The following is a 10,926-nucleotide window of genomic DNA, read 5'->3' on the forward strand; positions in this document are numbered from 1 at the left end:
GGGCTCTTGATTCGCAGCGCCCCGCTCTGATCGTCGGATCCCTCGGTGCCCAGATAGAGATCGATCCGATCGCGGATAGCCGGGTCGAGCGGCTCGATCTGCCCTCCGGGCAGGTGGAGCCCGAAGGCGCCATGGCGGCTCGCAACTTCGTAGAGCGGGGCAGTCTCTCCCGAGGCAGGATCGATGGAGAATCCGTCCAGCCGAGGGGCCGTTTCGATTTCCGGGCCGACGACCGAGCGCTCGATGATTCCCGCGTAGTCCCGGCGCGAGCGGACATGGCAGTAGATCTTGCTCCCGGTCGGAAGCCCCCTGACTCGGAAGTTGCGGCGATCGACCGGCGACGGCGTGAGCTTGTAAGGGAGAATCGCCTCCGCGTCCATTCCGGCCATCGAGACAGGCCCGGCGAAGACCTCGTACCCCGTGAAGCCCGCCACGTCGCTATCGGAACTGAGATCCCAGGCGAGGTCGACGAGGCTCGAGCCGTTCACGAAGGAGAGGCTCTGCGGAGGGCCGACGGGCAGGATGTCGACGGTGAAGCTCGCCGTCACGCTGTCGACATAGTCCGTCACCGTGACGTAGATCGTGTCCCGACCCGGATAGAGGGGGGAGCGCCAGACGACCGATCTCGCCTTGGTGCCGAAGGGGAACTCCCCGCCGGTCGCCCGCCAGCGATAGCCGATGAACTGGTCATCCTCGTCAGAAGCCTGGCAGTAGACTCGGGCCTGGATCGAGGCGAGGACCCGCTCGGGCCGCACGTAGGCCTGCGAGACCGCGGGCCGATTGTTCTCATCGTGAGGGACTCGCGTGGGGGTTTTCTTTTCGCAACCGGAGAGGATGGTCAAACAACCAAACAAGAGAAGCAGATGCCGCATGGCTTGGCCCTCGAAACCCCGGAGGCCTCTTTGAGGCAAGTATGGATCGGCCGGGGTCGGTTAGCCAAGCGGCAGCTTCCAGATGCGTCTGACTGCCCTAGCGGGCCGGGCTCACGATCGTGGAGACGCCGACGCCGCTGCCCACCCCGTTTCGGCGGTCGGCCAGCCTTAGGAAGATGTTCAGGGCGACCACCCTGCCGACACCGGGCTGCACGCTGGTCGCGTGGCGGATGTTGGGGGCGACCGTGATCATCTCCCCCTTCCCGACCGAGATCTTCTCCCCCTCGACCGTGACTTCGAGGGTTCCCTCCTCGACGATGGTCAACTGTTCCTGCGGGTGGAAATGCTCCGGAAAATCGGACCCTTCGTGGTATACGCACCGCACCACCGTGATCCGATCGCTCGAGATCGCCATCCTCTCGAGATGGGACTGAGCCTCAAGCGCCTCCAGATTCCGCCAGCATCCCACCGCGTAGCGACCCGGGTGGATTCGATTCCCCATGCGCGACACGCTCCCCTCCTGTCCTCCGATTGTAACCGACAGGGCGAGGCGAGTTCCTCTCCCGAGCATCCTATCGGCGACCCTCCGCCTCTCCTGAAGCAGCCGCCGCGCGATGGGCGATCCTCTCGATCGCGAGGAGGAGTTCCTCCGCGCTGGCGGCGGTCTCGTCCGGCGTCTGGTCGGGTCCGGAGGGATCGAGCCTGGAAATGCTCGCCCGGCGCTGGCTGGCGAAGTAGAGACGCTCGGTCTCGTCCTTGGCCTCGTACCCCCTCCGGTCATGAGGGACCCGGCACAGGATGGTCCAGATCCCGAGCCTGCGAGCCGGGGCGATATCGTTGTCCAACCGATCTCCGACCATCACGGCCTCCCCGGGGTCGCAGCCGGCCCGCTCGAGGGCCCAGAGGTAGATCTCGGGCGATGGCTTGCGGTGACCGATCGCCTCGCTGATGGCGCGCACCTTGATGTGCCGGCCCATCCCCACCCCATCGAGCGCGTCGCCCGATTCGCGGAGCTGGTTGGCGACCACGCCGATCTCGTAGCGCTCGGACAGCAGCCGGACCGCATCGGCCATACCGGGCATGACGGCATGGCTCGCCATGTAGTCGGCGCGCATCCTCCCGGCGCACCGGAGCATGAGCCTCCAGTGCCCCTGCTCCCCCAGGTACTTGCGTCCCAGCATCTGCCAGTGCTCCGGGCCGTGACGGCGGATCAGTTCCTCCCTCTCTTCGAGCAGTTCCGGGAAGGAGACGCGGTAGCCGGATGAGCACATCGCGCGGTGCAGCTCGAGGTAGAGCAGCGCCATCGCCGGGTCGTCGTTCATCAGGACATCCCCGATGTCCAGGAATACCCAGCGGAGCACGGGAGGCTAGCGCGCGGCCAGGAGTGATCCCCCCGCCCACGAGAGGAGCGTGGGGACGCCCGGCAGCAAGGAATCGGGAGCGAGGCCGGCCCAGAGAACGATGAAGACGCAGACGGCGACGACCGCCCCGGCGAGAAGGCTGCGGGGGATGGCGGCGCGGGCCGTCTCCGGGCGCATGTAGAGCATCACCATCACCTTCAGATAGTAGTAGACGGAGGCCGCGCTGTTCAGGACCGCGATCACGACGAGCGGCGTCTGTCCGTTCTCCACGGCATTCTTGAAGACGGCGTACTTCCCCAGGAATCCGGCCGTCGGCGGGATCCCGGAGAGGGAGATCATGAAGACGCTCATGGCGATCCCGAGAGCCGGGTGGCGCCAGCCGAGGCCGCCGTAGTCGTCCATCTCCAGGCGCTCGCGCCCCTTCTCCCCCATCGCGATCACGACCGCGAAGGCGCCGATCGTCATGAAGGTGTAGGCGAGCAGATAGTAGAGGATCCCGTTCAGCGCCCGCGGATCGCCGCTGCCGGCGAAGACCGTCGCTCCCACCAGGAGATAGCCCGCGTGCGCGATCGAGGAGTAGGCGAGCATCCTCTTCATGCTCGACTGGGTCAGCGCGGCAAGGTTGCCGACCGTCATGGTGAGCACGGCGATCCACCAGAGCATCCCCGCGACATCGATCCCTCCGGGGCTCCCGCCGCGCAGCGCGAGCACGCGCAGGAGGGCTCCGATCGCCGCGGTCTTGACCGCCGTCGCCATGAACGCAGTGACGGTCGTCGGAGCCCCTTCATAGACATCGGGGATCCACATGTGGAACGGGACGGCGCCGATCTTGAAGAGGAACCCCGTCAGCAAGAGGACGAATCCCGCCTTGAGCAGGGCCGGCGTCGAGGCGCCGGCGAGCATCGCCGCGCGCAGGTCGGTCGTCCCGGACGCGCCGTAGACGAAGGCGAGCCCCAGGAGGAAGACGGCGCTCGAGAAGGCGCCCAGAAGGAAGTACTTCATCGCGGCCTCGGCGCTGCGCAAGTCCCCCCTCAGGTATCCCGAGAGGATGTAGACCGGGATCGAGAGAAGCTCCAGGCCGATGAAGAGGGCGATGAGGTCCGTGGTCGACGAGAAGAGGACCATGCCGGCCGCGGAGAAGAGAATCAAGGCGTGGTACTCGCCCCTGCGCCTCCCCATCCTCTCGAGATACGGCTCCGAGAGGAGGACGCAGCAGGCGGCGCTCAGACAGACGAGCGCGGCAAGGAAGAGAGAGAAGCGATCCGACGTGGCATACCAGGAGAGCGGACCTCCTGCAGGGCCGCCTCCGTCGCCGAAACGGGCCACGATGTCCGCGAACGTCAGCGACAGGACGGCGAGGGTCGGGAGGCTCCAGGGTATCGTCCTCCGCCTCCCCAGGATCGTGTCGAGAAGAACGACCGCCACCCCTCCCAGGGCGAGATGCAGGAAGGGACCGAGCTCGAGGAGATCGGCGAAACCGAGAGACATCATCGTCCGCTCCCTCCTTCGCGCCCGAGCCGGGCCTCACACCCGAGGCTGTCGCTCCCGCCGAACTGGCCGTCGCCGTCCTCCCGCCCGAGGAAGCCGTGGAGCGGCGCGGGGGCCGCTGCCTGACCCCTCACGGCCGCGACCGGGGCGAGGGCCGCCCGCAGGGCCGGGGCCATCCGATCCAGGAAGGGCCTCGGCTGGACCCCCATGTAGACGATCAGAACGAGGATCGGGACCAGGACAAGCGCCTCCCGCGGCGTCAGGTCGCGAAGGGCGCGGTTCTCGGGGTTGCGCATCGGCCCGAAGAGGAACCGCTGCGCGAGCCAGAGCATGTAGACGGCCCCGAGGACGACGCCGAGGGTCGCGAGGACCGCGGCCGTCCTCTGCGTCTCGAAGGCGCCCAGCAGGATCAGGAACTCCCCGACGAAGCCGTTCAGGCCCGGCAGCCCGATCGACGAGAGGGTCACGAGCAGGAAGGCGGCCGTGAAGAGCGGGACCTTGGTCGCGATCCCGCCGTAGTCCGAGATCATCCTCGTGTGCCGCCTCTCATAGAGGATGCCGACCAAGAGGAAGAGGGCGCCGGTCGAGAGGCCGTGGTTGAGCATCTGATAGAGCGCTCCCGAGAAGGCCTCGATGTTGAACGAGAAGAGCCCGAGCATGACGTACCCGAGATGGCTCACCGACGAGTAGGCGACGAGCTTCTTGATGTCGGTCTGCGCCATCGCGACGAGCGCGCCGTAGAGGATGCCGATGACCGCGAGCGCGACGAGGAAGGGCTGGAACCTCACGGCTGCGTCCGGGAAGAAGGGGATCGCGAGCCTGAGGAATCCGTAGGTCCCCATCTTCAGAAGCACGCCCGCGAGGATCACGGAGCCCGCGGTCGGCGCCTCGACATGCGCGTCGGGGAGCCATGTGTGTAGCGGCCAGACCGGGACCTTGATGGCGAAGGCGAGCCCGAAGGCGGCGAAGAGCCACCACTGGGTCCCGGCGGCGAGGGCGGTCCGGCGCAGATCCTCCAGGGCGAAGGAATAGACGCCCGTCTGCGCGTGGTGCAGGTGGTAGAGGACCAGGATCGCGACCAGCATCAGCAACGAGCCGACGATCGTGTAGAGGACGAACTTGACGGCGGCGTATATCTTGCGCGGCCCGCCCCAGACCCCGATCAGGACATACATCGGGATCAGCATCAGCTCCCAGAAGACATAGAAGAGGAAGAGATCGAGCGAGATGAAGGCGCCGATCATGCCCGTCTCGAGAAGGAGCATCATCCCGTGGAAGGCGCGCACCCTCTGCGAGATGTCGCGCCAGCTCGAGAGGATCACGATCGGCGTCAGCAGGGCGGTCAGGATCACGAGGAAGAGGGAGATCCCGTCGACGCCGAGCCGGTAGCCGATCCCCAGAGAGCCGACCCAGGCGGCCTCCTCGACGAACTGCATCGAGGCGCTCGTCTTGAAGCCGGCCAGCAGGGCCAGCGAGACGGCGAGCGTGGCCGTGGAGGCCAGGAGCGCGATCCACCGGACCGCCGTCGGCCTGTCCTTGGGCAAGAACAGCATCAGGACGGCGCCGAGGAGCGGCAGCAAGAGCAGGAAGCTCAGGTGGCCCGGCACGCCGTTCATCGCCCCTCCATCATCAAGACGACAATCCTCATCAGAAGAGGACCCACATCAGGATCACGACCCCGATCAGCAAGACCGCCGCGTAGAGCTGCACGTAGCCGGTCTGGGCGAATCGCACGACGTAGCTCGCTCCGCGGCCCAGGATCCCGACGAGATTGACCAGCAAGTCGATCACCCTCACGTCGATGGCCCTCCAGAGGAGGACGCGCGAGCCGGCCTGCACGGGCCGGACGATCGCGGCCCTGTAGGCCTCGTCGACGTAGTACTTGTTCGCCACGAGGCGGTAGAGGCCGCCCAGGGCGGCGCCGATCCGCGCCGAGAGATCGGGCCGCCGGACATAGAGATGGAGTCCCGCGACGATGCCCGCGATCGCCGCCCCCAGGGAGATCAACATGACCGCCCATTCGGCCGCCGCGCTCGGGTGGGCGGCACGCTCCCCGCCCCCATGCGCCGCGATCGCGGGGGCGAGCCAGTGATGGAAGCGGTTGCCCCCCGCGATGAGGAACTCCGGCACGCCGAGGAATCCGACGAGCAGCGATCCCGCCGCGAGGATCATGAGCGGGATTGTCATCGACCGCGGAGACTCGTGGACGTGCGCGCTCGCATCGGGGTCGAGCCTCCCCCTGCCGAGAAAGACAAGGCCGGTCAGGCGGGTCATGTAGAAAGCCGTGCACGCCGCCGTCACGACGCCGAGGGCCCAGAGCGCCCTGGGGAGCCAGGGGAGAAGCTCGTTCTCCGCGAAGAAGGCGGCGGCCAGGATCTCATCCTTGCTGAAGAACCCCGCGAAGGGGAAGACTCCCGCGATGGCGAGCCACGCGACCAGGAAGGTCCACCCGGTCACCGGGATCCTCTTCAGCAGCCCGCCCATCCTGCGGATATCCTGCTCCCCCGAGAGGGCATGGATGACGCTTCCCGCTCCGAGGAAGAGGCACGCCTTGAAGAAGGCGTGAGTCACCACGTGGAACATCCCGGCGCTGAAGGCTCCCACACCGCACGCGAGGAACATGTAGCCGAGCTGACTGACGGTGCTATAGGCGAGGACCTTCTTGATGTCGAACTGCGCCATGCCGATCGTGGCGGCGAAGAGGGCCGTGAGGCCCCCGACGACGGCGACGACCGTGAGGGCCAAGGCCGACTCCGCGTAGAGGAATGACAGGCGGCTGACCATGTAGATGCCGGATGTGACCATGGTCGCCGCGTGGATCAGCGCCGAGACGGGCGTGGGTCCGGCCATGGCGTCGGGGAGCCAGACATAGAGGGGAAGCTGCGCCGACTTGCCGGCGGCTCCGATGAAGAGCAGGAGGCAGGCCGCGGTGACGACGCCGGCCGGGAGATGGTGCGAGCCGGCAGCGATCTCGCGGTAGCTCAACCCGCTCGCGCCGCCGCCGGAGAGCGCCCAGAAGAGGACGAAGATCCCGAGAAGGAATCCGAAGTCGCCAATCCGATTCACGATGAAGGCCTTGTTTCCGGCGATCGCCTTCTCCTCGTCGGTGTGCCAGAAGCCGATCAGCAGATAGGAGCAGAGCCCGACCCCTTCCCAGCCGACGAAGAGGGGCAGCAGCCCATCGCCGAGGACCAGCAGGATCATCGAGAAGGTGAAGAGGTTCAGATAGGCGAAGTAGCGCGCGTAGCCCCGGTCGCGGCCCATGTAGCCGATCGAGTAGAAGTGGATCAGCGCCCCCACGCCGGTCACGAAGAGGAGCATCGCCGCCGAGAGCGGGTCGAACAGGAACCCCAGGTCGACATCCAGCCTGCCCGCCGCGATCCAGGAGAAGAGCGTCTGGGTCAGTTCGCGCCCTTCCTCCGGAAGGAGGCGCAGCTTCAGGAACGCGGACAGCGTGACCAGGAAGGAGAGAGTCGGCGCCAGCGGGCCGATCAGGCTCACCCATCGCCTGCCGGCGGCTTTCTCTCGGTGGCTCGTCGCGAGCGAGATCGCCCCGTTGACGAGAGCTCCCAGGAGCGGAAAGAGCGGGATGAGCGCCAGCGCCCCGTAGGTCATGCGCAGTCCCTCCTGCCCAGTCCTTCCCGGCGTTCCCGCATCTCCCCTACTCCCTCATCGAGCTCATCGCCTCGAGATCGACGCTCCTGCGGAGACGGAAGATCTCGACGAGGATGGCGAGCCCGATCGCGGCCTCCACCGCCGCGATCGCGATCACGAAGAAGACGATCACCTGCCCGTCGGCCTGCAGCCAGTAGCGGGCGAAGGCGGCGATGGCCAGGTTCGCCGCGTTCAGCATCAACTCGATCGACATCAGGACGATCAGAGCGTTCTTGCGCGACAGGACCCCCACGGCTCCCATGAAGAACAGAACGATCGAGAGCGCGACGAAATGGCCAAGCGAGACGGCGGGCACCTCATTCCCCTTTCTTCGCCAGGACGACGGCGCCGAGGATCCCGACCAAGAGGATCAGACCGATCAGCTCGAATGAGATCAGGTGGCGGCCAAAGAGCGCTTCGCCGACGGCGCCGGCCGTCCCGAATCCAGGCGGCTCGGGCCGCCACAGCCCAGGAATCCCCCGGGTCGCCCTCAAGGTCGCGACGCATCCGAGGAGGCAGACGGCGCCCGCGATCGCGAACCGACCCCACTGGACCCCCATCGTCCGCAGATCGGCATCCCCGAGATTGAGGAGCATGATCACGAAGACGATGAGCACCACGACCGCGCCCGCGTAGACGAGAATCTGCAGGATGAAGAGGAGATGGGCGCTCAGCATGGCGAAGAGCCCGGCGACCGCGATGAGGCAGACCGCGAGGGCGAGGGCGCTCGCCAGCGGGTTGCGTCGCGTGATCGCCACCCCGGCCGCTGCGACGCTGATCAATGCCAGGGACCAGAACATCACGGCGCCCATCTCACCTCACCATTGCGACGGCACGGGCGGCTTCCCCGCGCGCCCGCCGTCCAGGTCCTGCTCCGATTGATCGTCCGGGGGTTCCGCGAGGCCTCCCCTTCGCGGACTCTCCGCGACGCCCTGCTCCTTCCACTCCTCCCCCTTCCCCCGGAGGAGGAAGTCGATGCGGAAGATGAAGTCCTCCCTCTTGTCGCTCACGATCGCCATCTCTCCGGTGTCCATCCGGATGGCGTCCTCCGGGCAGGCCTCGACGCAATAGCCGCAGAATACGCATCTGAGCATGTCGATGTCGAAGACCTTCGGCCGCTTCTCGATCGTCGGCTCGGGCGACTCCTCCGCCACGATGTGGATGCAGCGCGCAGGGCACGCGGTCTGGCACATGTAGCAGGCGACGCACTTCGGTGACCCGTCGTCCCTGAGCGTCAGCCGGTGCCTCCCCTTCAACCGGACCGGGAGGGGCTTCGGCTCCTCCGGCCATTGGATGGTCGGCATTTCGCTCTGCCGGAACAGGTTTCTGAGCAGGTGGCCCATCGTGACCTTCATGCCGCGCGCCACCTCATAGAGGTAGAGCCTCTCGTACCAGCGCAGCCGGGGGCTCGGGACCTTCATCGCCTACCTCCCGAGCCACCGCAGGACAGCGGCTGTGGCCACGATGTTCAGCAGGGACAGCGGCAGCAGGCTCTTCCACCCGAGGTTCATCAGCTGGTCGTAGCGGAACCGGGGCAGCGTCCAGCGGATCCAGATGAAGAGGAAAGACAGGACCACGACCTTCGCGAGGAAGACCCCGAGCTGCGCCACGCGCGCGAAGACGCCCGGCGCGATCCCCTGGGATGGGAACGAGAGGGCCAGAATCCCCCCGAGGAGGCACAGCGCGGCGAGGCCGAGGAGGAGGCCGGCCCACACGTCCCCCTCCCGGCGGCGCGCGTCGGCGTAGAGCCGCTTCAGGCGCCGCGACCACCGGAGGCTCGCTCCCGCGAGAAGGAGGAAGAGGACCGCCGCCCCGCCGAGCGAGACGAGCAGGACGGTCCTCGCGTGCGCCTCGAGCGACGCCGTCGGAAGCCACGGGATCTGCCAACCTCCGAAGAAGAGAGTCGCCGTGATCCCCGCGGCCACGACGATGTTCACGTACTCGGCCATGAAGAAGAGGGCGAACTTGAGGCTCGAGTACTCCACATGGAACCCGATGATCTCGCTCTCCCCTTCCGGAAGATCGAAGGGGGTGCGGTTGCACTCGGCGAGGGTGGCGATCATGAAGAGGACCGCCGCAAGGGGCTGGACGACCACGCCCCACATCGGGAGGAAGCCGAAAAGGAGATTCCCCTGCCCCTGGACGATGCGGTTCAGATCGAGCGTGCCGAAGACCATCAGGATCCCCACCGCCGAGAGGCCGAGCGCCAGCTCATAGCTCACCATCTGGGCGGAGGAGCGCATTCCCCCGAGCAGGGCGTAGCGGTTGTTCGAGCCCCATCCCGCGAGGATCACCGCGAGGACCCCAAGCGATCCGACCGCGAAGATCCAGAGGAGCCCCGCGTCGATCTTGAGGACCTGCCAGTGGAGGATCTGCCCTCCGACGGCGAGATCGTCCGCGACCGGAATGACCGCGAAGGTCAGGAGCGCGACCGACATCGCCATCATGGGGGCCAGCGTGTAGTAGAACCGGCTCACTTGGGACGGGGTCGCGTCCTCCTTGAAAACGAGCTTGATCACGTCCGCGATCGTGTGGATCAGGCCGCCCATCCTTATCCCCAGCACGGCCGCGCGATTCGGACCCGTGCGGTCCTGCATGTAGGCCGAGGCCTTCCGCTCGAACCAGACGAGGACGGGGATCATCGACAGCTCGAAGATCCAGATCAGGATCGCCGTCCCGGCATGGGCGAGAAAGGCGGGCATCGCTCTACGCGCCTTCGCCCGGGGCGTTGAGGCCGCCCGCGGGGCCCATCTCGATCCCCTGGTCGCCGATTGCCGCGGGGCTCAAGCCCGCGAGTCCAGGCACGGTCCGGGCCATCTCCTTCCAGATGGCGTTCAGGTTCACCCAGCCGAAGTCGTGCCCGGACGAGGCGCCCACCCTGCGGAGGATCTCCATGACGGGGAGCGCGTCGCCCCGCGGCGTCATCCCTCTCCTGAACCGCTGGACCCTCCCGGCGAAGTTCGTGAAGGTCCCGTCGCACTCCGAGTGCGGGGTCACCGGATAGACGAGATCCGCGACCGCCGTCGTCTCCGAGAGATTGGTGGCGAGCGCTATCCGCTTCTCGAACCCGAGCGCCATCGCGCGGACAGAGGGGTCATGGTCGATCAGATCGCTCTGGACGAAGATGGCCAGCTTTCCGCCGCGCGCGAGGACGGGTTTGAGATCATCGACCCAGAGCCCGAGCGCCTCGCATCCCCTCCGGTTGGGGTAGGGATCGGAGCGGCGGAGCAGGTCGTCCTCGGGCCCGGGAGGCTCGAGGCTTCCGGCGACCACCTTGCCGAGAGGGAGGAATCTCTCGAAGAAGCTCTTCGCGGCATAGAGCGACTCGTTCGACATCTCGGGAGAGAGGACGGCCAGAGCCCCTTCCCCCGCGCCGGCCTCTCTCAGGATCGCCGCGATCTCGTCCAGGACATCGGAGCCCGGCACCTCCTCTCCCCTTCGCAGCGGCGCCTCGCAGCGCCCCTCGTTGAGGACCTTGTAGGTGAGCCGCCCGTCGTCGCACATCCACCAGCGATTGACGGCCTGGTTCTCGCGGGGCCGGTATCGCTGCG

Annotated in this window: 11 protein-coding genes; all 11 read right to left on the reverse strand. The window is 67.1% G+C overall.

Going from position 1 to position 10,926, the window contains the following annotated elements; all coding sequences use genetic code 11:
* The coding region (locus FJY88_08500; GenBank protein ID MBM3287372.1) for a hypothetical protein at positions 1–872 on the reverse strand (872 nt) is incomplete at its 3' end.
* A 97-nt stretch (positions 873–969) separates the two neighbouring features.
* On the reverse strand, positions 970–1,653 hold the full coding sequence (locus FJY88_08505) for a cupin domain-containing protein (GenBank protein MBM3287373.1): 684 nt from the start codon (positions 1,651–1,653) through the stop codon (positions 970–972).
* Positions 1,445–2,194: an HAD family hydrolase gene (locus FJY88_08510; GenBank protein ID MBM3287374.1), complete on the reverse strand. Its 750-nt coding sequence runs from the start codon at positions 2,192–2,194 to the stop codon at positions 1,445–1,447. The genes FJY88_08505 and FJY88_08510 overlap by 209 nt, the downstream gene beginning before the upstream one ends.
* Positions 2,195–2,239: 45 nt before the next feature.
* Positions 2,240–3,724 (reverse strand): NADH-quinone oxidoreductase subunit N, encoded by a 1,485-nt coding sequence (locus FJY88_08515; protein ID MBM3287375.1) that lies wholly within the window; start codon positions 3,722–3,724, stop codon positions 2,240–2,242.
* A complete protein-coding gene (locus FJY88_08520) occupies positions 3,721–5,337 on the reverse strand; it encodes an NADH-quinone oxidoreductase subunit M (protein ID MBM3287376.1) in 1,617 nt (538 codons plus the stop codon). The genes FJY88_08515 and FJY88_08520 overlap by 4 nt, the downstream gene beginning before the upstream one ends.
* 31 nt (positions 5,338–5,368) lie before the next feature.
* Positions 5,369–7,336: an NADH-quinone oxidoreductase subunit L gene (nuoL, locus tag FJY88_08525; protein ID MBM3287377.1), complete on the reverse strand. Its 1,968-nt coding sequence runs from the start codon at positions 7,334–7,336 to the stop codon at positions 5,369–5,371.
* 46 nt (positions 7,337–7,382) lie between these two features.
* On the reverse strand, positions 7,383–7,637 hold the full coding sequence (nuoK, locus tag FJY88_08530) for an NADH-quinone oxidoreductase subunit NuoK (GenBank protein MBM3287378.1): 255 nt from the start codon (positions 7,635–7,637) through the stop codon (positions 7,383–7,385).
* Between the two features lie 55 nt (positions 7,638–7,692).
* Positions 7,693–8,187, reverse strand: coding sequence for an NADH-quinone oxidoreductase subunit J (locus FJY88_08535; GenBank protein MBM3287379.1), 495 nt, complete (start codon positions 8,185–8,187; stop codon positions 7,693–7,695).
* 6 nt (positions 8,188–8,193) lie between these two features.
* Positions 8,194–8,796: an NADH-quinone oxidoreductase subunit I gene (locus FJY88_08540; GenBank protein ID MBM3287380.1), complete on the reverse strand. Its 603-nt coding sequence runs from the start codon at positions 8,794–8,796 to the stop codon at positions 8,194–8,196.
* A 3-nt stretch (positions 8,797–8,799) separates the two neighbouring features.
* On the reverse strand, positions 8,800–10,077 hold the full coding sequence (locus FJY88_08545; GenBank protein ID MBM3287381.1) for an NADH-quinone oxidoreductase subunit H: 1,278 nt from the start codon (positions 10,075–10,077) through the stop codon (positions 8,800–8,802).
* Positions 10,078–10,081: 4 nt separating this feature from the next.
* Positions 10,082–10,926 (reverse strand): hypothetical protein (locus FJY88_08550; protein ID MBM3287382.1); only part of this gene is annotated, 845 nt, incomplete at its 5' end.

It is taken from the genome of Candidatus Eisenbacteria bacterium (genome assembly GCA_016867495.1).
Classification (GTDB): Bacteria; Eisenbacteria; RBG-16-71-46; order CAIMUX01; family VGJL01; genus VGJL01.

Coding starts and splice junctions, on each gene's coding strand:
- FJY88_08505 (MBM3287373.1), bottom strand. CDS start 1,653: ATGACCGGAGGGGGTACGAGGCCAAGGACGAGACCGAGCGTCTCTACT.
- nuoL (MBM3287377.1), bottom strand. CDS start 7,336: ATGACCTACGGGGCGCTGGCGCTCATCCCGCTCTTTCCGCTCCTGGGA.
- FJY88_08535 (MBM3287379.1), bottom strand. CDS start 8,187: ATGGGCGCCGTGATGTTCTGGTCCCTGGCATTGATCAGCGTCGCAGCG.
- FJY88_08520 (MBM3287376.1), bottom strand. CDS start 5,337: ATGAACGGCGTGCCGGGCCACCTGAGCTTCCTGCTCTTGCTGCCGCTC.
- FJY88_08510 (MBM3287374.1), bottom strand. CDS start 2,194: ATGAACGACGACCCGGCGATGGCGCTGCTCTACCTCGAGCTGCACCGC.
- FJY88_08515 (MBM3287375.1), bottom strand. CDS start 3,724: ATGATGTCTCTCGGTTTCGCCGATCTCCTCGAGCTCGGTCCCTTCCTG.
- nuoK (MBM3287378.1), bottom strand. CDS start 7,637: ATGGGAGCCGTGGGGGTCCTGTCGCGCAAGAACGCTCTGATCGTCCTG.
- FJY88_08540 (MBM3287380.1), bottom strand. CDS start 8,796: ATGAAGGTCCCGAGCCCCCGGCTGCGCTGGTACGAGAGGCTCTACCTC.
- FJY88_08545 (MBM3287381.1), bottom strand. CDS start 10,077: ATGCCCGCCTTTCTCGCCCATGCCGGGACGGCGATCCTGATCTGGATC.